The following is a 22,405-nucleotide window of genomic DNA, read 5'->3' as shown; positions in this document are numbered from 1 at the left end:
TTTTAACTAATACGCTGCGCTCTGCTCACTGCGTTCGAGTCTTTTTGTGGCCACGAGTGGCCAATAGGCGCTCGCCGCGCGGCCTGTGTACCGTGCAGGTTTGTGGCTCTGCCTCTGTAGCCTATCCGGTTAGCCCGCCCCCTAAAGCACCGACTGTACCACTTCACTCGCTCTCTGCAAGGGGCTTTCGCGGCATAAACCAGTCGCTGTGCTCCCTATTTATTCCACGCTCCCCTTTCCGTTTACTCCCTGCGTAGTACAGCGCGGTAAGGCGACGAACTAACAGGACAGGCGGCAAGAACCGAACAGCTCAAACCTACACAGAACACAGATTTTTTAGGACAGGCTCAGAATCTTCAGTCCAGGTCAGCAGGAAAATCTCACATAACACTAAGGAGTAACAGTCATGGCATCAGTAAACAAAGTAATCCTCGTAGGTAATTTAGGACAAGACCCCGAAATACGCTACTGCGCAGAAGGCAATGCTATTTGCAACATCTCTATTGCTACCACTTCCAACTGGAAAGATCGCAACAGCGGCGAACGTCGTGAGGAAACCGAATGGCATCGTGTGGTGTTCTACAACCGTCTGGCTGAAATCGCTGGCGAGTACCTGAAAAAAGGTCGTTCGGTTTACGTAGAAGGCCGCCTGCGCACACGCAAATGGCAAGGCCAAGACGGTAAAGACAACTACACCACTGAAATCATCGCTGACCAAATGCAAATGCTAGGTAATGCATCTAACCACGAATCCGATGATATGCCGCTGTAATTCCACCTATGCGGGGATAACTCCCCGCTATGGAGCTTTCCATGAACCACAACCAGAACCCTCAGTTAACAGCAGTTGCTCTGGCAAACATGGCCATGAACGATGAAATGACAATGTTCATTGGCAATGCAATTAGCGTGTATTTCAAACGTGTCATGCACTCGTCACCAGCGAAACTAGCTAAATACGGACTGCGCCCAATTATTTCACCTGTAGCCGCTGAGGATGCTTTACGCCGAGTACAGCACGTGGAGTACTCCGAGGCTTGGTTACACGCTCTCATCGCTAATGACGCAGAGGTCGCAGCTTTAGCATGGCGCGGTGTGCAGTTCTACGCCAAACGCTATGCGGAAATGGATCTGACAGCAATGTCGGAAGAAGTGGGCGAAGTCGCAATGACGTTAAAAGACACCGCCCGTTTAATCACTCTTGCTCTCGATGCTGGCAGCCACCAGTCAGAGTAAAAGCAAAGGAAAAACATGAACCACGATCTGAAAAAACTAGCTCACGAGATTCGTGTAGCTCACCAAGCAGCCAAAGCTATTCGTTTGCCAGCTTTGACTTTCAAGCAATTAGGCCAACTTTCTGCACTGCTTACTGACTTGCATCTAGTGAACTAAGGAATACGATCATGACAATTATTGACGTCCAACTCTCAAAACTAACTCTGTCGGAAACGAACCAAGCACGAAAGAAAAAACATACTGAGGCATTCATCGCTGAACTCGCAGAGTCAATCTACTCTCTTGGAATCTTGCAAAACCTAGTAGTCACAAAATCGAAGAAAAAAGGTTTTTATGAGGTGGTTGCTGGCGGTGGACGCTTGCGCGCTCTTAATATGCTTTTGGAAACAGGAAGATTACCTGAGCACCTGCAAACCTTGTCTGTGCGCCTGGTTGATGATGCAGTGGCTTTCCTTGCCTCTCTAACTGAAAACGCTGTCAGAACCAACATGCACCCTGCTGATGAATTTCTTGCTTTTCAGCATCTAGCAGAGCAAGGGAAATCCGTAGAAGACATTGCCGCGCACTTTGGTGTAGCTCCGGTGGTCGTCTCGCGCAGGCTTAAACTCGCTAGGGTTGCACCATCGCTGCTCGAAACATATCGCCAAGGTGATATGTCTCTTGAATGCCTAATGGCATTCACGATTGATGATAACCATGAAAGACAAGAGGCTGTATGGAAGTCGCTCAGTTCTTGGCAACACCACCCACACCATATAAGAAGTTTATTGACCAAAGAAACTTTTGAAACAGACCATCGTTTCGTAAAGCTAATCGGCTTGGATGCATACAAGAATGCTGGTGGAACGATACGTCAGGACTTGTTCGCTGGTGAAAATAGTGATGGCCTATATTTGGAGAACACCGCATTAGTTAGGACTCTGACCCTAGACCACCTCACGGAGATTAGCGAGCGAATACAAGCTGATGAAAATTGGTCATGGGCAAAAGTGATCTTAGACAATTCTGATGAAGCCGGAGATTTTGAACAGGTCTGCCCAACCCGTAAAGAATTAACCGATGAGCAAGAACTCGCGCTGGAAAAATTACGTACCGAGCAAAATGAACTAGCTCACCAAGTCGACGAGCTTCCCATGAACTCCCCTTTACGACCAGAAATATTTCAACAGCTCTCGCAGGTAAAGAATGAGATAGACACTATATACAAGCAACTCGACACTTGGACTGAACAAGTTAAAGAGTTAACAGGCGTTGCTATTAGTGTTAATCGTGATGGGCATGTAGAGGTAACTCGTGGCCTTGCTACCCCGCAAGCTAAAAAACAACTAAACCAAATGAGAGGACGAGACCAATCAGCCTCTAATAAAGTGCAACGCATTCATTCGGAAGCGCTGACACGGCAGCTTAGCGCCAACATGACTGGCATTATTTCTGCCGAACTTATGCAGTCACCACGCAGCGCTTTAGCTGTGTTGGCAGCTAAACTAGGGGACGATCTGTTTGGTCACGGCTTTAGCAGGGACACATACAGCGTAAAAATTTCCCTAAGCAATCAGACAGAAATCTTGCACAGCGCAGCACCAGACTTTGCGGAAAGCAAAGCTGCTACAGAGATAGAGCGCCACAAAGCCCATTGGTTTGAGCAACTACCGAAAGATGATAACGGAAACGTCACATCGCTCCTGCCGTGGACACTCAACCAAGACACAGCAACATTGTTAGAGTTTCTAGCATTTTGCACCGCAAGCAGTTTGGATGGCGTACAGTTTCATGAAGACGTATCTGTATTAAATGCTATAGCTCAACCTCTAGGATGTGACCCATCTGAATGGTGGCAGCCAACCGAAGCAAGCTATCTGTCACGGGTATCTAAAGCGCGTATTGTTGAGGTAGTAACCGAAGTCTTAGGTGCGGAACAAGCTGCACCACTTCTGCCTATGAAAAAGAAGGATGCAGCAAAACAAGCTGAAACCTTGCTTGCAGGTACTAAATGGCTACCTAGACCTCTTATGATCACCGAGCCATAACGCAAAAAATCCCATCGCAACGATGGGATTTTTGTATAACCTGCTGACATAAACGTTAGGTCTGATCGTCAATGGGCTTTAATCTAATCTTCGGTATTCTATTGTCATTAACCTCTGTTGCACACCCACCGTATCCAGGGAAAATTTTTGAAGCACCTAAACCTGCACTATTGAGCAGTTGAATGAGGTTATTTTTCTCTGATGATGGAACGACAAACTTCTTAAAAACATTAAACATTCCATCAAAGCCTGTGTCGTCGCCCTGTTGTTTCATTAACGCCTCCATGGCCTCTTTCAAGTGCTCATCTAGTCCACGTCTATCTACCTGTTTAAATGGTGATCTACCAGCCAACTCCTGAGTGAAAAGCTCAGAAATACTCTCTGTTTCTTTAAGTAAATCTTTTCTTCGCCATAATGTGAAAAGTCCTGACTGTGCACAAATATTTTGGTTTCCTGCCATATGCGGTGTCACAAACCGTAAGGGTAAGTCCAGCATGCTCATTGTTGATAGAACACTACGGTTCAGCGCCCAAACACAAAAATTCTCCGGTTTTTTTTTATCTCTTTTTGATATTTGTGCTGCAAAATAAGCTGCCGTAAACGGGTCATATGACCAGTCCAGCAAACTAGTTGGTACCCCGTAGTGCTGAGCCAATGCAGCGACCTCTAATAAATCGTCAGGAATCCACTGCCGTATTTTTAGCCAGAGCGCAGCATGAAGCATACTGTCAGAGACCATCCACCTCCTGATACTATCAGCCACAGGAACAGGCAACCCCCTACGATCTGCTAGTTTATAAAACTCAGCCAATATAGAGAACTCTCCTAAAACCTGAAAAACCTCACTATTTTCGCGCTTATTTAATTCCGCCTTATTCTCCGTAAAGTCATGCCATAACTGAGTCCCTACTCTAAGAGCGCTCGGTACTAGTGGATATGAGGCATCAGAATGGCCTCTAAAAATATATTCATTGACTGCGAAAGACTTCCCCCAAGGCTTTAACTCCTCCATTAAGCTCTCGGCTGTTGTTAGGTTTATTACTTCAAGAAAGGCCATGGCTACTCCGTGAACTCAAATCTGTTTTAGCTGTGCGCTCATAATAACCCCATCGTTGATGGGGCCCCATCCCTGAGACATTGGTAGGCAAAAAATGCCTACCAGAGCCCTTAATTACCACAAGCCGCTAGTCGCTTTTTGTGGCCCTTAAAGGCTCACACAGGACGCACATATAAAATGTGCCGAAAGCCAATGCTGGCGCGGCTTTCGTAAAAACCCAAAAAAATAGGCTGTGGAACATAAAGTGCCACAGCCTAGCCTCAAAGCATTGAAAATAGTCATTTTCATGTGGAACAGATGTAGCCTAGTCCTGCGTAGACACTCAACTAAAAACCGATCGTCAACGCTTTATCAACATCTAATCAACAAACGGTCAACACCTGATCAACACTTAATCAGCATCTGATCAACACTTAGTCAACATTTAGTCAACAAATCAAGCGATTTCCATGCCTGTTGCCTGTTTATGGTGCTCAGGTCTTGTAAAACCATGACTAGCGCTATGCTTTTGACTTACTAAGTCATGAGCCAAGCCTTTGTATGGAACCCGACTAATGGCTTTAGGGAGCGTTTTTTCATCATCCGTAAACACCACTACGTTATGACGTTCTCGTGAAATACTGACGTAATAAGTGTCTTGGCCAGTAGTCCTAGAAAAGCTCTCAGCGTTATAGAAAACAGTGTCGCAGGTTAAGCCTTGCGCACTATGTGCTGTCGTTGCATAGGCATGATCTAGGTGTAAAGGCTTATCAGTTGGCAGGGTCACCACCCGACCGTTGCCACTAAGCGTTACGCTCCTATCTGTCACGTTTAGCACCTCGTAGCGCTGCCCGTTCGCTAAGTCTCGGGCTGCATCGTGTCTTGTGACACGAACTACGTCGCCTGCTGATAACTCAGCTTTATGCTGGTGATACACAGAAAGAGCACTCATGGTTTTAGGCACTATTTCGATCTCTTGCTCTGTATTACTAAGCGAACGTACATAAATGCGATCCCGTGTTTGATCGCACCTAACTACCTCATACAATTCACCGCGCACCATGCCATTCTTATAGTCACGCTCAGGCTGGACTATGTCTCCCACACCGTAATACTTGGCATGTCTACGTTGCATACGAGTAGTGTCGTGACGCGTCAGCATTGTGTGTACATGGCCTTTACCGCTTAGGCCGCGGTACTCATGCACCAGTGCATTTATTGCAGTGCGTGAGGCATTCGTACCTGTCACAATCAATGTCTCAGCCTGGTCAGCCAGCGAAAGACTGGTGTACTCTCTGGCAATCGTTTCATAACGCTCTGAGCTATCCCTAACACGTCCCTCTACCCCCTCTGAGAACCTATCAGGAACAACAGCAACCCTATCAATAAGGCTTAGTGACTCTTTAGCTTTGCCCGTTGCTGCAAGCTCCACCGCACGTTTTAGACGCTCGCTTTTCTGGCGTTGAATGTCACCCATTACTGCGGTCTTCATTCCACGCTCTTGCAGCATAGAAAAAGCACGGCCTGCCTCAATCGCTTGTGTTTGGCCTGTATCTCCCAAAAGCACGATACGCGCACCGCTGCTCTGCAACTGCGCTAGAAGCTGCTCCATTTGGCGTACTGGAATAACACCGGCCTCATCCACAACAACAACTGTTTTCTCACCTAGCTTTGAAGTTAAGCGGTCAGTATCTGTGGCTGTTAATTGTGATGCAACCGTTTTGGCCTCTATCCCGTCACTACGTAGACTGGCCACCTGCGTACCATAAGGAGCTAGTGCCAACATGGTGTAGCCTTGCTCGTTAAGTAGCTTCTGAGTGCTTTGTAAAGCAAAAGACTTACCCGTACCTGCTAAACCTTGAATACCCACAATCTGATCTTTGTCCGAGAGCATCAACTCTACTGCACTCTTTTGACCAGGCGTTAGCGTTGTATCTGCTAGTTTTTCATGCAAGGCATCTGCACTGATAACAGTGTTTAGCGCTCCACGTCCTGCTTTTTCCATAGCAAGAATACGCTGCTCTCGTTGAAATGCTGTCTGCGTTGCATACCGGTGGTCGTCTTTACTGAACCTCCCATTACGAATAGCCTGATCAACCGCTTCATAAGCATCTGCCAACGACAGTGCTTGCGCCACTGACAGCTCCCTCGCCCATGCCTCACGTGTTTTAGCAGGTTCATCTAGGGCTGTATTGCTTTTGTAGTAATCAGCTCTTGAAACAAGCTCTTGTCGGTTTAACATCCGAACCACAGAAGTTTCTACCTGCTCTACTGAAACAACCCCCTCTGCATGTAAAAGCGCGGTCGAAAGCAGTTTGCTATGCTCCATCACAGTTTCTCTTTCTGTCATGTGCTTAACGGCCCATAGTACCGCAGCGTCCGCTATACGCTGCGTGCTTTCCACATCAATTCCCACCTCCCCTTTTTGCTTTGTCGCTTTCTCTTTAGAAACGGCCATCTCTGTATTTAGCGTCATCCCAATAGCCGCTGCTTGTGCTGTCCAGTCGCGGTACAACTCCTCTCGCGTGATGGATTGATCTTTAGCGCTACGCGTAGCGAGTGTCGCTACTTGTCGTGCGCCATGCGTAGCCTTGCCTTTGCTTAACCCTTGTTCTGCTAAGCGTTTCTCTATTTGAGCAGTGCGCTTGCTAAACGCGTTAATCTCATCCCGCGTGATGTGTGCAAGCTCTATGTGGTTCGACTCATGGCGCACCTCATAACCCAACTCTTTTAGCTCCCTAGAAAGAGCAGCCATATACACCGCATCCTGCAGCGGTCGTAGTTGCACCAAATTATCATTGTGAACAGAAGCCCATGAACCATCTTCTCGTTGTGTCAGGTTCATAACAATGGCGTGCGTATGCAGTTGAGGATCAGGCGTAGCCCCCTCTACAAAACGCGCCGTTTCATGACGAAACTTGGCAATAATGAGATTGCCTGTTTTCTCTACTTGGTTCTGCCCTTTGATGGTTTGCCTAGACTCAGCTAGATGTTTCTCAATAAAGGCGAGTGTTTCCGTAACAGCCGCATCGTGGGCGGCGATAACACGCTCATCGCCGCCCACCAATGCTTGAATCGTTACGCTTTTAGGTGCTGAAATAGTAAGGTCTATGCCAGAACGAGCATTGGAGTCTTTTCGTATTCTGCTGCTTGCTGTAATGCCTCTCCCAAAGTTACCCGCTAACATCGCTTGAAAGCGCTTAGTATCCACCTCACCAGACAGGCCAAGCCGCCTAGCGCCCTCACCTTGCCATACAGCAGCACCACCATCTTTACTGTAATAATCGTCTGCCTGGTCTTCGTAATAATGGGTGTCTTTTGCAGCCTCTCCACGGAAAAGCACTTTTTTAGTAATCATGGTTTTTGACCTCAAAAAAAAGGAGCCTTAGCTCCTTTTCTTATGCTGCAATGTGTGTTGATGTATCGGTCGCTGGAAGTCGTTTAAGTTGCTCTGACTCCATAAATGGTTCGACCACGGTACGGAAACTCTCATACTTCATTTGAACTTTGGCGATGGGATAATCGCCAGCAAAGGCAACGTATCCAGCCATTTCTGGAAATGATTGAATTTGACTAGCAGTTACCACCCGCTCCGTTTCACGCTTAGCCTGATCTGAGGTATTACGTGTATCTACTGACCTTGAAACGCTGTAGTCGTACCGCATCACCTCATGCTCACCAAGACTTTTGCTCATATCTTCTGCAGTCTGGGGGTCTGTTTTAGAACCACCTAAAACAGCCAGATTTCTAAACGATGCACGAATAGTTGTAGCGACCTTGACCCCGTATATATGTTCAAGCTGCGATGTACTCTGTAGACCCGCAATAATGCGCAAACCATTCTTGCGACCTTTGGTTAACCCTGCCTCTAACGACGGCAACGCATCAAGACTGGCCAGCTCGTCAATAGACATCCACCAGCGTCTATGCTTGTCCTCGGGAAGCGATAAGATCGCTGTAATAAACACATCAGCCCATGCAGAAACCAACGGTTTCATCGCACTCGCCATATCCTCACGCCAATTGATAAACAGATTTCCACCGTTAGGATTGTCTATCCATTTACGTATAGAAAACGTCCCTTTTTTCATGCTGGTGTGTTCAGATAATTTGTTGGAAAGTACAAACCGTGCGCTAGAAAGCGCTTTGCTTGCTTCTGAAGAACCACTAAAAAGGGACTCAGCTAGAGTCCCCGTTAAAAATTCTTTAAGTGTTTCAGGTGTCTCAATCGTACATAGCCTGAACAACTCCATAATGTCGGTATTTCCCTGTGAATGAAGTTTTTTTGCCGTTTCTCGTAAGATCAAGCGCCCAAAGTCATTCCACTCCTCTGATGCTTTATCTTGGCTCATTGGTACAAGCGAATTGGCCAACCGTTTCCAGTCATAATCAGCAAACACCTCGTTGTAGAACACCCATCCTACGCTCCTAATATCGTATGGGTTCAGAACAATATCGCCTGGTTTGTAGAACTTGCTCATCAGATCGCCGTTCGGATCAATCACAAACATCCGCTCTCTACGTTTCGTGATTGAATGCACCATTTTTCGCAGCAGTACAGACTTACCAGAACCCGTAGCACCGCCAATCATTAAGTGCAGGTTTTCAACCTTTACCGGCATCGGAATGGTGGCCACTTCAATCTGAGGCTCGGATTCTTTGCATAGTTTTCTCAATTGGGCGGCAGGCGCTACCTTGGTACCGCGAATAAATTGTTTATATGCAGCGCCCTCAAAGCCCTCTGTCTTAGCTCGTTTACCAATCCAAACAGCGGCTACTAACGCAAGCACCAGCCCGACGAGCAAGGAAAGGTACAGTGGCGGGAAACTTGCCGTGGCATACGCCAACTGTACAAAAATGCGCCAATCCCAATTGGTGAACCAGATACCGCTGGCGTAACTGGCAACCAGCAACCAGAACGTAACAGGCAACACCAGTACCAAAAGCGCCGCAATTCGGCGCATCGTAATTGGTGACATAGGTAATCTCCAAAAAGCCCTCTAGGGGCTTTCTATTAACGTAGAGTGAGGTAGTAAAAAATGCCCCAAGACACCGACGAACTGGCAAAACCAGCTAACAGTGCTGTGAGTGCATTGATCTTGCTCGCACGAGCTGATGCTGCGGATTGCATAGCCATGTTTCGCCCTATCTGATCGAGTACCACCCGATGTTCAGAAAGAATCACCTTGAAAGCATCTACCAGATCAGCATTGAGCTTTCTCCCTGTGTCCACCATCGCTAGGGATAAGACCGTTGCAGTATCAGACGGTAGTTGATCTAGCTGCTTCGCCGTTTCCGCTAAAGCATCTATTCCTTTCACAAGAGCGACTGCTGCATCACCTTGTGCGCTATTCACCGTTTCCAGTTTTTGAATTAATGTTGCCGTTTCACCCAAGACTTCCTGATAAATCAAATCCAGCTTGGAGCGCGGTGTGCTTTGTGTGTCAGACATTACGCCTCCTCGGTCGCGGCCACTCCCACCAGTGCGGCGAAAGCACGATCCAATTGTCGATTCACCGGACGAGCCAAACTTTGCAGTGTGTGCATACTGCTCAGCCGCTGGATGAGTTTTTTGTTTTTGCGGTCAGCTTCTCGTAGCTGCTGACGGTAATCTGTTGTGTCAGAAAGCACTGCACCGATGGTTGTACGCTGCTCTGCCAGCATTTCAAAAACCTCATTTTCATATACAGCCACATCTTGATTTGCAACGAAAAGACCTGACTGATCGGCATAGCCCAGAATGGCAGCAAACTCATCTTCAACCGAACTCTCTACTCGGTTAAACACCACCTGAATACGCTTTGGCTCAACACCAAGGCCAGCCAAGGCTTGAATTGTTTTGATGGTTTCGCGTTGTGCTTTGCCTGACTCGATGACTGGCAAAACAAACAAGTCAATTTCTTCATGAGAGTCTTCGTACTTAGACATATGGCCTAAGAAGTCCTCAATGTTTGATGCCCCAACATCAATGATGGCGTCATCAAGAATAAGCAAGTCACGAAACAGCGAACCAAACTGCTCACCGCGCATCAAGTCAATATCAAGGCCCAAATCCCCTGCCGTTTCATTAGTCGATTCAATAGCAAAAATCTGAGCATTATTCATGCGAGGAGCAAGCAAGTGGGAGGCGATAACTGTTTTGCCAACTGAACCGGTGTAGTTAAGAACTGCGATTTTCATAGTGAAATTCCTTCAGATAAAAAAGTGGTGATTACTACTTACGTTGAGAACGTTGCGACTCACGTCGCTGTTGCCTCAAGGCATCGAGATCAATTTCCTCATCACGTAATTGACGTAAATCTGCGGGAGTCTCAATGCGCTTAGGCGGTGGCAAAGCCGCTGGCTGCCTATGTGAAGCAGCCTGTGTTGAATTTGTGCTTGCTGGTGCTGGTGCCGCAGTCTGATGACGAGCACCATTTTTTATTCGTATACGACTCAATGTCGAACGGAACACACCAATAGAAATCTCTAGCCCTGCGCTATTTAAATCAGTCACCACAGCGGCGTAGGTAGCGCCTGCTAAAAGACGGTTTTCAATAATCGGAAGTAGCATGCGCAGCTTTGCTGCTGTTGATGCTGATGGTTCAGCAGTGGATAAAAAGTCTTGAAATGGATTAATAGCGTTATTACTCATACACGTTCCTCTAGCGAACAAACCCATGTGAACGATTGGTAGACCCCATGTCTGCTTTAACTCTCGCCACCTCTGCCGCGCTTACAGGTACAAATCTGGAGTAATGCCCCTCGAAGCCTAAATACGCTACGCCCAAAGCCCCCATACGCTGTTTGCGTACCAGAACCTCTGCATAGCCACGCCATAGCGAATCAGGGTTGTAATACTCATCCCTGTAAACCATCATGACCACATCTGCATCTTGCTCAATCGCACCGGACTCTCTCAAATCGCTTAAGACAGGCCGCTTGTCGTTGCGCTTTTCCACCTCTCTAGAAAGCTGCGACAGCAAGACTATTGGGCAACCCAACTCTTTTGCTAAGAGTTTTAAGAGGCGGGTGATCCCCCCTAATTCATCATTGCGCGTATTACCTACTCCAGACATGAGCTGAAGATAGTCAATGACGATCAAATCCAAACGGCCATGCGTTTGCTTAACCTTTCTGGCTTCTAACCGGAGACGGTTAGGTGAAGCCAAAGCGGGGTCGTCAGCAATGATGAGTTTTTGGTCTTGCAGTGTTTTTAAGGCTTGCGCCATTTTTGTGAAGTCACTTGAACTGAGCTGGCCTGTACGCAAAGCATTGGTATTGACCTCTGCATAACGTGATAGCGATCGTTCTGTTAGCTGTATTGCCGTCATTTCCAAATTGACGACAAGCGCGACTTTCTCTAAGTCGCTTGTGACGTTTTCAGCAATATTCACTGCCAGAGTGGTTTTTCCCATACTGGGGCGACCAGCAATAATTACTAGATCACCGTCATGTAAACCAGACAGCAATTCATCAAGCTCTGAGTAACCAGTAGCCACACCAAGAATGCCACCAGCATCTAAACGCTGATCCAACATATCCATCAAACTGGGGAGTAAAGCACCAATGCTTCTGACTTCATGCTGATCAGGACTACTGGCAGCTAGGGCCATCGCCTCTTTTGTCACGTACTCAAGCAATTCTGTGGTGTCTTTGCTTTGCCCTGCTTGTGTGATGAATGCTTGCCCCAGTTGCTCAACATCCCTACGAAGACGGTTATTGCCTACCGTTTTTGCATAACTCAACACGTTGGCAGCGCTTGGTGTGTTTTGGCATATGCTGTTCAGATACTGCAACGTTTTTTGAGAGTGACCTTTTCTACGTAGAACATCCCATAGTGTGACCACATCAACCGCCTGGTCATCCAGAAACAAACCGCTTATCGCCGTGAATATTTCTCGGTGCAGCGGTAAATGAAAATCCGTTGCTTGCACACTGGTTTCTACTTCTGGCCACACTCGACTGTCGAGAAGTACAGCGCCTAGCACTGCTTGCTCGGCATCCATACCTTGCGGAGACAACATTACGCAGCCCTCCTGTGATATTTATTTTCAATGCAGCCTTTGAATCCTTTCTGTGACATGAGGAAATCAAAATCGGCTAAGAATGGAGCTGTGCGCCCAAATGGAGGAGTTACTTTGCCAGTAAGAAAATCGGACGCTGCACAAATTTTGAAAAACTCTGCCCAAGCATCTAGTCCTGAATCTACCGTTGAATAGTTTGCAAACGGTTGCATGCTCAGCTGCGATGCTTCCTGCCAACGTCTCGTGATCGCATCAATCCGTTCTTCATCCAAAATTTGGACTACGGGATTCTCAGGCATATGTTTGTGATAGAGATTGACGATTTCTTGAACAGGACAACTACTGCTGCTAACACTTGCCCCTGTAGTCTCTGTAGTAGTCTCTGTAGTAGTCTCTGTAAGTAGTCTATGTTCTCTTAGTACATCGTCGCATTCTGGCCCACTGGAGGGTGTCAATTTGACACCTTCATACAGTGGCTCATTCTGATCCTTTCCATCGTCGCAATCTGACTCTTTCGATGGGTTCAAATTGCCATCCTCGATAGTATCATCTTGACCCTCTGAGGATTCATGCGGGTTTCCGGCTGTTATTTCTTCCAATTTCTCATAACTGATCGTGTAGAAATTAGTTTGGATGTGCCGACCGCTATCGAACTTCTCTACCAATATCAACCCGTCTTTCTCTAACTTGTTAACCAGTCTCTTGATGGTTGAAACACTCCAAAAAGGAAAGTTTTCTGCTTGCCATTCTTCAAACTTTTTGTAGCACCAGAGTCTGCCGCCACGCTCACGACCTGTTTTACTTTTCAGGGCAATACCCAACCAGAAATGCAACTGCTGCAAAAAAATAGCCTCATTGAGTCCTACTGCAACCGCTAAAGATGGTTGAACTTGTAATGGGTGCTCATCAATGAGCAACGTGTTTGTGTTTCTGGCAATGGACGTCATGTTGAAAACCTCAAAAAAAGCCGCCTACACCTCGTTGGGGTGCAGACGGCTTGCTGTATCTATGGAGAAAGAATCTTGTGTTTAGCTGCTGAGATTCAATCTTTTTATCGTTTCTGATAGGCGCTCTATAGGCCGTAAACCAGGCAAGTGGTAATCCTCGAAAAACTCCCGACGAGCATCTAGCCAACGCCTATAGCGGTGACTCGTGCCACGGCGTTCCCACGGGTAGCCTGCATCAATAGCAGCGACAATTTCTGCTGGTGCGGCTCCTTTGGCGAGTTCGTTGTCATAGATTTTTTGCATCACTAGATACGATTGAATCGCATACCCGATGCCGTTGTGTAGTTCTGCCATACCCTTTTCCTTTACCGCTTGCGAATGGGATCAAAGAAAACTTCCCGCAGCTTGTAGCGTTCAAAATACAAAACAATATCAACCGTTTGACGTAGAAAACGGTTGATCGTATCGAGGTCTAGCTGTCCCCCGCTCTCCGACTGTTTCACCAGCACAGCAAGGCGGTCATAGGTTTCAAAACCACCATTTGAGTGTGCAGTCGTAATTGAGCCAGGATGCCCAGTATTTAGCGCGACTAGGTAATCCCAAGCAGCGCTATCGCGCAGTTCAGCTAGAAATATTCGATCAGGCGATAGGCGCATACACGCCTCAATACAATCAGCGGGCTTTACCCTCCCCTCTGACCTGCCATAGAGCATATGCACCACATTGCGATGCTGAGGCAGCTTTAACTCGTGCACGTCTTCAATAGTGATTAAGCGCTCATGCGTTGGTACACGTTCTATAAGCGCACGTGCAAAGGTCGTTTTTCCTGATCCGGTCGGGCCACTGACGACAATATTGCGCCGCGCTAACACTGCCTCGTGAAGAAATTCGGCATAGCGTTTTTCGTTTTTCAATTTGAGCAGTTTGGAATCAATCTCAGTCAAACCCTCTGCATTGACCAGTGAATGACTGTCCACGACTTCGCAGAACGCATTTTCTTGTGTCAGCTCTTCTAGTGTTTTCACGACCTGTGCGTGTTTGCGAATATTCATAGCAATGCTGCCATCTAAAATCGCTGGTGCCTGAACGATCTGTCCGCGCTCACCATCAGGGAAAATCACTGATGAAATAGGACTTGTGCCTAAGCCATTGAAAACGGTTAGAGCATTGGCTAGGGAGTTTAGGAAGTGCAAAGAAAGCGCTGGGCATTCATGCTCGATCCAGTTTCCCAACTCTTTTGTATACAAGTAGTAGGGTCTAACAATCGCGATCTCTGTCACATCAGGGTTCGCGAGAAAAGGCTCTAACGGCCTTGAGAAAGTGCGAACAGCAACCCCTCGATCAAAGGGTACTGGTGTAGCGACTTTAGTCATAAAAACCTCAACGGCAGCGGCCCACTCACGTAGGCCGCTTCGCTTAGTAAGCAGTTTTTAGGGAGTACACCTTACTAAAATCCAAATCGCGAGCAACCATAATACCTACTCGCTCGCCTTGGTTTTTATAGAGTGTTGGAGGAATATCCAGTGAGTGCTCCAGCACTTTAGCGATGATCTCTTGAGCACCATCACTCGTATTGGAGAACCGAATATTGTTATCACCACGATTGCCTTGGTTTGCCGCCCAGTCGCCCAAATCGCCAACGAGACTCAGCAAAATGGCATTGCCAAAACGATCCCAAAAGTGATGATCAATCGCGCCATCTACCCCTGCCTCGCCGAGCGCACCTGTGCCTGGTGAACCAAGATTTAAGATGACACCCTGTGGCGTTTCCAGTCGATTCCATGTGATGAACGCACGAACTTGTCCTTGCGTAATCCCGCCACTTTGGTAGCCTGTGAACTTCGTGCCAGCATCAATTAATACCACCTTGCCATTAGCACTCATAACGTCTTGTGTTGCTGAGCACGTCAACATGCCCGCTTGAGCTGTAACCAGTTTGGTTTGCATCACACAATCAATCATCGTTCCCTGCGTGATCAAGAAATTCCGATCACCGAGCTGACCTGCTACGGATGGTTGCAGCTCTAGGGGTCTGAGCTTATCTGCCAGTGGGCCAGCATCGCCGTACTGGGGTTGCTGTGCAGGCGTTTGATTGGAGCCGCTTGCCGCATTATTGCTCTCTGTCGGGTTTAATGGGCTTCGTAAACGACGCTGGGCCACATCGTTCAAAGGCAATGCTCCTTGCTGATCTAACCCGAGCACGACAGGCAACATTACTTCTTCAGGCTCGCGGAAACTAACAGGCTCTGGCGCTGGCTGCTGCTGCGGCATCGCTCGGTTAATTTCAGGCAATTTCAGTGTATGGAAAATGCCGCTTTTGGTGGGTTCTTCATCGTCAATTATTGGAGCTTCACTCGCGCCAAAGGATCGCCAAAGCACCACGAAGATTACAACTACGGCAATTAACGCCGACAAAAGCAAAAAACCTCTAGCGCCTCTAGGCATTGGACGTTTTGTGTTTCCGAAATTAGCCGGCCCATTTAATTCGTTATTTAGTGTTTGTTGCTCACTCATTGGATTACCTCACGCACGACCGTTGATGGGACGACCGGCAGGCGCTGCTGCTCTGCTCCCGTTACTACTCGCTGGACTGATGGCGATGCCGTACCTGTACTTGGGGCTACAGGTGTACTACCAAAACCATCGTTATAGATGGCTAATACCAGCCCACCCAAACGGATATGCCAGCGTGCTGCTGTGCGGTGAAGCACCATAGTGCGACTATCTGCCATGTGGTAATTGGTCAGAACCTCTTGCCCATCTGGTGAAACACGGTAGATCACTGGAATTTCAGCGCCTCTAGGGAATTGAAACCACGTTTGTGAGCCGTCATCCCAAGCGTGTACAGGCGCTAACTCCATGTTTCCTGACATGCTATAGCTCTGCCAATTCACAGGCAGGCCAACGCTGTTGAACGCCGTTTGAAGTGCTACTTCTCGCTGCTGCTCCCTAGCTTGCAGAATTTCGCTATCTGGATAACGCATTTGCAGTTTGTAGAGTGCTTTAGCACTTCGATCGCTGTGATAGGTCAAGCGGAACGTGTAGTTGCGCTTGTTTGTAATAACGATCAGGTTCGTGTCTGCTAATTCAACCATTGGTTTGAAAAACAAATTGTTTTCATAGTGCGTGAAGTCGTAGGCTTCGCTATCCCCAAACACATGAAATTCGTATATTTCGTCTGGCTCCAACACAATCAAAGTTGCCACGCCAATAACAGCATCAAGCTGAATAACGTTGGATGGTTCGTAATTCACGTAACGTACGCGGTGGTCTGCTCGCGACGCTTTCGGGAGGTCTAATGCGAGGGCTGGTGAGGCAAACGCGCACGCGAATGCCATCGCCACTGCCCCACGGACAATGCGATTCATGGAAATTCCTTCAGATTTGATTAGCGGGAGAGATCTTCGGCCAGCTCGTAATGAATGACCTGAAACCCTAGAGGATTGCGCCGTAAGACTTCTTCAGTTAAAGGCACGTTGGCGTATTGGTAAGCGAGCGTAGCGATGCGGTGGCGTTCTTGATCAACGCGCCCTGTTGTAGCTTCAGTTTCGGTAGTAGTGAACCGGATGGCAGCAGTGTTATTTTCACCTAACGAAATTGAGTGCACCTTGACCTCAATATTACCCAACGTACCTAGTCGCTGAGTGGGAGCATTTGCTCCCTCATAGCGCTTACCATATCGCGTCTGGATTGGTGGTGATGAAAGCAGAGCGCATGTATCAAACTGCTCTTGAATGGTGTACCAGTTATAGCTTTCACAATTTCGGATATAGCTATTGAGAAAATACTTATCTACTCTTTCGCCATAGCTATCTAGCGGTTCACCCAAGGTACTTACGTGTTCAATTGCACCAGTGGTGTTATCAACACGTACAGCATACATTTCAGGGGGTTGTTTAAGGGGAGTAAGCCCCATAACGGCAGCAACAGCCGCCACAGCAATCACAGCCATCGTACCTGTCACTCGCCATGCAGTTTTGCGGCTTGCAATCAGTTCAGCAGTGTAATCACGCTCTAAGCCGCGATTTTTCTCTAGCTCGGCGGCTACATCAACAGTTTCTAATTTTTCTGTGCTCATACGGGACTCCCTAGAGGGGCTGAGGCATTCACAGGCACACGCGGTGACTCAGCGGGTTGTGGTGGAGCTGGTGGAGTAAAAGCGCAACCTGTTACAGCCACCAACATGATTAAAGACAGAATTTTTCGCATAAGACCTCCTACCCGCTGACGCTAATGCTTAGCGGGCAAAAAGAAAAAAAAGGAATTACATTTTCAAGAAACGTTGAAAACGTATAGCGTTGAAAGCACCACGGCCAGTTGCTCCGACTCCAAGCTGAGCACCAAAACCGCCTGATAGACCATGTGCTATGCCAGGAATAAAGACCATGATGACTAGCGTTGCTACTGCCACTAAGAAGTAGCCGCCAAGCAAGGTCAAAAGCTGCACTGATCCCTCTGTTAGAAGATCAATTAACATCCGCATATAGGCGATATTGAGCTGCACGAATACGGCAAACACCAAGCCAACCAGGAGTGCTAAAAAGACAAAATTCAATGCCTGAGAAACCCACGCATCAAACATCCGCTCAGTGCGATCAAACACCAGTGCCGCAATAAAAATTGGCCCAACAGCTACGATTAAAGCCATACCCACTTTGACCACAACCATCAGAACCGCAACGCCAGCACCGACTAAAGCAGTCATTAGGCTCAGATAACCTGCGTAGATAGAAACTAAAATATTTTTACTACTTGGATACCAGTTGCCCTCTGTTTTCTCTAGCACCATTGTCGCGACTTCTGTGTCAATCCTAAGCGTGTCTATTTGTGCTGTAAGCGTTTGGCCACCGGCTATAACTCCAGCTAGATCGTCGGGTAAAGAAAGCATCACGCTTGAGATATCCGTTTGATACATACCTCCAGCAGTAGCGATTGATGCAATGATTGCTACGCGTCCCGCTTTCCAGAAAAACTCTGTCAAACTCATATTTCCTTGCCCACGCATAAGTGCAAAGGCATACGCAAGGAACTGAAGTGAAAGCGCCACGACGATAATTGGAGCCAAAGCTGTGGCTAGCTGTTGGATTGGTGCTGCAATGGCTGACTCAAGCACAGTGTCAACTTGAGTCATCAACCACTCCCCTATTCGATTAGTATCGGTAGGAGATGTGACTCTACTTTGATTAAAAGCCATAACAGTCTCACTCAGTTAAGCGGCTACCACCAAACCACCCGCTATAGACGCGCTCGCTTCGGGCCTCTAGGAGCTGTTCCTCAGCCTCAAACTGTTTTGCAGCTAGCTCCATACGTGTTTGAGTGGCAGTAAGGTTGGCTTGCTCCACTGCAATCTGTGCTTGTAGCTCCGCTATTTCCTTTGGGTTGTTTGTCGCATTGATTTTCCCTTGTAGGTCATCCAACACATCGAGCTGATCAGAAATCGCTTGATACGACTCCTCGGCAAATGCTTTCTTAGTCGCTGCAATCTGAAGTGAACGCTCTCTCAGTTTCTTGGTTTCCTCTTGGAAATTGAGAACTGGGGCATTCACTTCATTAGTACTGGATTGCACAGACTCTGCTACTGCTGCGTTCTGAGTGCCTAAGCGATCTAGCAAGTTGCGAGCCTCGCTAGGCAATGTTCTACGCATAGCGTCGCGCACATTGGGATTGTTTACGACGTAGCCAAACCCCGATGACTCAGTAAGAGCTTTGAGTTGTGTTTCGGCATTGCGTAGCTGCATCTTGGCAGTTTCCAATTGGTCTAGTAATGCATTTAGTTGACTGACCGAATTGATATCTAAAGTGGGAATGCCTGATGCGACTGAAGCAGAGGACACTCCCAATGAGAGCAATAACACCATAAAGAGTTTTTTCATGTTTTCTCCGGGCAAAAGAAATGGCGCATAAAGCGCCATTGCTTGGGCAAGTAAAAATGAGTACTACTGGTTTGTAATTTCTTCGTACTGTGCCTCTGTAATTCGTTTGAAACGGGTAGAGCTATTATCAACATCGACAAGCTGCCCATCTTCAAAACGGACTTGAATACGATCTGCAATCGACAAAACGTCTTTATCTGCAACCCTACCCAATTCATTATGTTTGACGTAATTACCAAAAATCAGTTGGTTAATACGCACCATGACGTTATCCCCGTCGGGTTTGATATGCAGCGTTATGGGTCGTTTATCAGTGTCTTGATGCCAATACCCTAGAAATGGCTCATTCTTGTCTGAGCATCCAGCAAGAACCAGACTTGCTAGCATGGCCAGCGAAAGAAACAGCTTTTTAATCATTAGATTTCCTATGAAAAGTGTTTTACTTGCCCACCCCTATTTCAGTACGTCCTGCAGATTTCTGCAATGCGGCTTTCTGGTGATGTAGGGATAGGTTCGCTGCTTGAATTGCCACAGATGCCTTTGCGATCTGTGAGTCAAAGGCTTGCACTGTCGGCCCTGCTGCTTCGTGGTTGCCTGCCAAACGCTGATGTGCTGCGTCTTTTTGTGCATCCCGCAAAGCATCGCGATAGAGCGTAAGGGCTTCGCGATTTGACTCATAATTTTTAGGCAGGTCTTTAGCCTGACGAGCAGCCTCCCTAATTTCCGAAACATCGTCTCCATTTAAGTGTTCCAGAGTTTGTTGATCGCGCTCGCGTGATGTTGCTTGCAGCTCTAAAACTGCTTTCTTGGCGCGCTCGATTGCTTGCGTTGAATCACTCATAGCAACTCCTCTTGTAACTCAGGTTGTATTGCTGAACGGGCTTTACTTAAATAGATGGGCAGCCAGTCGTCGGGATTATCCCCCACCTCGGCAATCGCTTGCTTAGCTAGCTGGGCCATGTCTGAACTTCCAGAAAACACTAGCAATGCATCTTGGCAATCGCTCAGATTCATTTCGGCTACAGCGACGTTTGCACCTTGTTTTATGACGAACTGACGAGAGAACTCACCTAGTTCTTCTACTAACTTAAACTCAGCTTCGGTTAGGTGAAATTTATTGATATACGTTTCCTTTACCGCTTTCGGATTCGGTAAAAATATCAACGTTGCAGACTGCTGAATTAGAGATGGACCTACAGGGTTATCGGCAATCGCTTCCGGTTCCTGCGTAGACAACGCCATCACTCCATTCTTTTTACGAATAGTCCGAGCATCATCCTGCATAGACTTTTGGAAATGCTCATCTTTCAAGGGATGTTGACACTCATCAGTTAAGTTAATGATTCGCCTACCATCATGTAACTCATCAATGCGGTGTTTCAGGTATAGCGTTGCAGCCGATCGCACTGTGTCATCGTCTAGTAGCTCAGTCAGGTCAAAACCAAAAATGGGGTTATGGTCTTGGGATGCATTTAGATTTAGACGATCTTCGTCATTATCGAAAACCCAACCATATTCCCCCCCACGGCACCACGGAATCAAGCGCTCGTGTACTGAAATGGTTGAAGCGCCCATAGGATTAGGCAGCAAGGTATTCAACGTAGATAAATTGCGATTATGTAGATCAATATGCTGTGTAAGCTGATCAATTGCCGTTGAGATCTCTCTGCTTTGTGTTGTGTTTAGCTTCTCCCCTCGGTGTTCTGCGAGAGAAGCAACCCATCGCTTCATGAACGCTACATTTCGCTCAGTCGGCTCCATTTGGAGAGGCTGCCACCCCGTTGATTCGCCGTAACGTAGCGTGAAGTAACGACCACCTAACGCGAGAATCAGAACATGCATCCCCTCATCTTTATCGTAGACGATTGCGGTTGCTCCGAACTTCTGAGCCTGCGTAAGCAGTACACCTTGCAAAACCGTTTTACCCGTACCGGTTTGCCCGATAATCATTGTGTTCCCTGCTCGCCGCTTACCCGTTTCATCGACCTCATCCAAGGAAACGTGATAGTTGAAGAAATATGGACTGCCTGTTTTTGTTTTAAACATGCTGACAGCAGGCCCCCAAGGGTTCCCAGTCGCTTTGCCGGTTAGCTGGTTGTGAAAGCTACTGAGGCACAAAAAGTTATAACTGGTGATTGGAATTGGCCTTGTACGCCAGCTCCAGTTCGCCGGTAACTGCGCCCAAAAACCAGCCTCCAGCCCTTTCTCCAAGTCTTTGGCAATAATCCCCTGCTCTGCCAAAAGAGCGCGAATATTGGACATCGAACGCACCAGTTTTTCTTGATCCTCACCATAAACCAACAGTGTTGCGTGGTGATCACCAAGGCCAATTTCACCGGCATTTAGCTCTTCGACTAATTGCGCCAGTTGCTTGAGCTGCCCTGGTGAGTCGTCGTTTGAGTCACGCAAAAGCCGACCATGCCGCTTCGTCAAAACTTTTGCATTGCCACTAGTAAATGAACCCCATGATTGGGATAACACAAACTCGGCCTTTACAGACATAAGCGCATCTAAATGCCCAGGTTTCACCTCTTTAGGCAAATCCGTAAACTCAAGCATCCCAAAGAGCCTATTACCCTCCATGCTGCGTAACTCACCCAATGGCCCATATTTAGCAAACACAGGGCGAGCCAAAGCAATAGACTCATTCAGATAACCACGTGTAACCGGTATCTGCATTCGCTGCCCCGTCAACAAGAAGGCCAAAAATTCGGCAGGTTCACTAAAAGCGTAGCCTTTCCTGTCTGCTATACCGAGCACTTCTACGTCATAACGCGTAAGGCCCGCTGTAATTGCTCGCAAGGCAGACTCTAAATCTTCGATCGACTCTTTCTGCCATGCCTCTATGCGCTTTGCATCCGCTTTCTCAAGTGAGGCAACCGCGCCCAATATTGGATCTTCGACTGGGTGTATTAATAAGGTTAGATAGAGTTCGTTAATCATGAGCGAGTCACGTTGAAACGTCGCTCGATACTGTTGATCAAACTTCGTAGCAAACTTCTGAGGAAATTCGCTTTCTGGATACTCGCTAACCTCTCGATGCACGGTATGGGAATACAGCCCGAGCTTGCCCAAAGGCAAGCCGCGCAAAATGTTATGTACCGCTTTAATCCATTTGTCCTGCTCTGCTAAATCAGCGGCGTCGGCTGAACGGCCACCAACTTTTATTACGGCCATGTACTCATTGTCATTGCAAGCAATGATCTGATCAGTGACATGATATTTATATGGCACGTAACGAGAGACTGACCTTTCCTTCAAAGCCAGAGTGCTCATGTGC

At 47.4% G+C, this 22,405-nt stretch carries 21 protein-coding genes and 1 pseudogene; 4 read left to right on the top strand and 18 right to left on the bottom strand.

What is annotated here, in order from left to right:
* Window positions 1-406: 406 nt before the first annotated feature.
* The 4 genes and pseudogenes from ssb to ACLPHM_RS02830 form a co-directional block, all read left to right on the top strand.
* Window positions 407-751: pseudogene (gene ssb, locus ACLPHM_RS02845) on the top strand (single-stranded DNA-binding protein); the annotation flags it as partial.
* A gap of 62 nt (window positions 752-813) precedes the next feature.
* Window positions 814-1,236: a hypothetical protein gene (locus tag ACLPHM_RS02840; protein ID WP_430219764.1), complete on the top strand. Its 423-nt coding sequence runs from the start codon at window positions 814-816 to the stop codon at window positions 1,234-1,236.
* A 15-nt stretch (window positions 1,237-1,251) separates the two neighbouring features.
* Entirely contained in the window at window positions 1,252-1,392 is a 141-nt protein-coding gene (locus ACLPHM_RS02835; RefSeq protein ID WP_430219763.1) for a hypothetical protein, read from the top strand.
* A gap of 11 nt (window positions 1,393-1,403) precedes the next feature.
* Window positions 1,404-3,263, top strand: coding sequence for a ParB/RepB/Spo0J family partition protein (locus ACLPHM_RS02830; RefSeq protein WP_430219762.1), 1,860 nt, complete (start codon window positions 1,404-1,406; stop codon window positions 3,261-3,263).
* A gap of 55 nt (window positions 3,264-3,318) precedes the next feature.
* On the opposite strand, the gene ACLPHM_RS02825 is transcribed toward ACLPHM_RS02830, so the two are convergent.
* The 18 genes from ACLPHM_RS02825 to ACLPHM_RS02740 form a co-directional block, all read right to left on the bottom strand.
* The gene (locus ACLPHM_RS02825; protein WP_430219761.1) at window positions 3,319-4,320 is read right to left on the bottom strand and encodes an FRG domain-containing protein; all 1,002 of its coding nucleotides are present in this window, start codon (window positions 4,318-4,320) and stop codon (window positions 3,319-3,321) included.
* A gap of 436 nt (window positions 4,321-4,756) precedes the next feature.
* The gene (gene mobF, locus ACLPHM_RS02820; protein ID WP_430219760.1) at window positions 4,757-7,657 is read right to left on the bottom strand and encodes a MobF family relaxase; all 2,901 of its coding nucleotides are present in this window, start codon (window positions 7,655-7,657) and stop codon (window positions 4,757-4,759) included.
* Between the two features lie 40 nt (window positions 7,658-7,697).
* Window positions 7,698-9,278: a type IV secretion system DNA-binding domain-containing protein gene (locus ACLPHM_RS02815; protein ID WP_430219759.1), complete on the bottom strand. Its 1,581-nt coding sequence runs from the start codon at window positions 9,276-9,278 to the stop codon at window positions 7,698-7,700.
* Between the two features lie 35 nt (window positions 9,279-9,313).
* Entirely contained in the window at window positions 9,314-9,751 is a 438-nt protein-coding gene (locus ACLPHM_RS02810) for a hypothetical protein (protein WP_430219758.1), read from the bottom strand.
* The gene (stbB, locus tag ACLPHM_RS02805) at window positions 9,751-10,479 is read right to left on the bottom strand and encodes a StbB family protein (RefSeq protein ID WP_430219757.1); all 729 of its coding nucleotides are present in this window, start codon (window positions 10,477-10,479) and stop codon (window positions 9,751-9,753) included. The genes ACLPHM_RS02810 and stbB overlap by 1 nt, the downstream gene beginning before the upstream one ends.
* A 34-nt stretch (window positions 10,480-10,513) precedes the next feature.
* Window positions 10,514-10,933: a hypothetical protein gene (locus ACLPHM_RS02800; RefSeq protein ID WP_430219756.1), complete on the bottom strand. Its 420-nt coding sequence runs from the start codon at window positions 10,931-10,933 to the stop codon at window positions 10,514-10,516.
* Between the two features lie 10 nt (window positions 10,934-10,943).
* Window positions 10,944-12,305 (bottom strand): replicative DNA helicase, encoded by a 1,362-nt coding sequence (gene dnaB / locus ACLPHM_RS02795; protein WP_430219755.1) that lies wholly within the window; start codon window positions 12,303-12,305, stop codon window positions 10,944-10,946.
* Window positions 12,305-13,252 (bottom strand): hypothetical protein, encoded by a 948-nt coding sequence (locus ACLPHM_RS02790; protein WP_430219754.1) that lies wholly within the window; start codon window positions 13,250-13,252, stop codon window positions 12,305-12,307. The genes dnaB and ACLPHM_RS02790 overlap by 1 nt, the downstream gene beginning before the upstream one ends.
* 81 nt (window positions 13,253-13,333) lie before the next feature.
* Window positions 13,334-13,606 carry a hypothetical protein gene (locus tag ACLPHM_RS02785; RefSeq protein ID WP_430219753.1) on the bottom strand — a complete coding sequence of 91 codons (273 nt, stop codon included), beginning with the start codon at window positions 13,604-13,606 and terminating at the stop codon, window positions 13,334-13,336.
* Between the two features lie 11 nt (window positions 13,607-13,617).
* Complete coding sequence (virB11, locus tag ACLPHM_RS02780; protein WP_430219752.1) at window positions 13,618-14,625, bottom strand: P-type DNA transfer ATPase VirB11; 1,008 nt, start codon at window positions 14,623-14,625, stop codon at window positions 13,618-13,620.
* A gap of 43 nt (window positions 14,626-14,668) precedes the next feature.
* Window positions 14,669-15,766 (bottom strand): type IV secretion system protein VirB10, encoded by a 1,098-nt coding sequence (gene virB10 / locus ACLPHM_RS02775; protein ID WP_430219751.1) that lies wholly within the window; start codon window positions 15,764-15,766, stop codon window positions 14,669-14,671.
* Window positions 15,763-16,620, bottom strand: a complete 858-nt coding sequence (locus ACLPHM_RS02770; protein ID WP_430219750.1) for a TrbG/VirB9 family P-type conjugative transfer protein — start codon at window positions 16,618-16,620, stop codon at window positions 15,763-15,765. Before ACLPHM_RS02770 ends, virB10 begins: the two co-directional genes overlap by 4 nt.
* A gap of 20 nt (window positions 16,621-16,640) precedes the next feature.
* Window positions 16,641-17,330 carry a VirB8 family type IV secretion system protein gene (locus tag ACLPHM_RS02765; protein ID WP_430219749.1) on the bottom strand — a complete coding sequence of 230 codons (690 nt, stop codon included), beginning with the start codon at window positions 17,328-17,330 and terminating at the stop codon, window positions 16,641-16,643.
* Between the two features lie 186 nt (window positions 17,331-17,516).
* Window positions 17,517-18,383: a TrbL/VirB6 family protein gene (locus ACLPHM_RS02760; protein WP_430219748.1), complete on the bottom strand. Its 867-nt coding sequence runs from the start codon at window positions 18,381-18,383 to the stop codon at window positions 17,517-17,519.
* 70 nt (window positions 18,384-18,453) lie between these two features.
* Window positions 18,454-19,125: a TrbJ/VirB5 family protein gene (locus tag ACLPHM_RS02755; protein ID WP_430219747.1), complete on the bottom strand. Its 672-nt coding sequence runs from the start codon at window positions 19,123-19,125 to the stop codon at window positions 18,454-18,456.
* A gap of 63 nt (window positions 19,126-19,188) precedes the next feature.
* Entirely contained in the window at window positions 19,189-19,542 is a 354-nt protein-coding gene (locus tag ACLPHM_RS02750; RefSeq protein WP_430219746.1) for a hypothetical protein, read from the bottom strand.
* 22 nt (window positions 19,543-19,564) lie between these two features.
* Window positions 19,565-19,966, bottom strand: a complete 402-nt coding sequence (locus ACLPHM_RS02745) for a hypothetical protein (RefSeq protein WP_430219745.1) — start codon at window positions 19,964-19,966, stop codon at window positions 19,565-19,567.
* On the bottom strand, window positions 19,963-22,401 hold the full coding sequence (locus ACLPHM_RS02740; protein ID WP_430219744.1) for a VirB4 family type IV secretion/conjugal transfer ATPase: 2,439 nt from the start codon (window positions 22,399-22,401) through the stop codon (window positions 19,963-19,965). Before ACLPHM_RS02740 ends, ACLPHM_RS02745 begins: the two co-directional genes overlap by 4 nt.
* Window positions 22,402-22,405 lie beyond the last annotated feature (4 nt).

This window comes from Paenalcaligenes sp. Me131, from assembly GCF_050487225.1.
In the GTDB taxonomy this organism is placed as follows: domain Bacteria; phylum Pseudomonadota; class Gammaproteobacteria; order Burkholderiales; family Burkholderiaceae_B; genus Paenalcaligenes.
The sequence above is the reverse complement of the archived record's forward strand: the minus strand, read 5'-3'. Positions and strand labels throughout refer to the sequence as shown.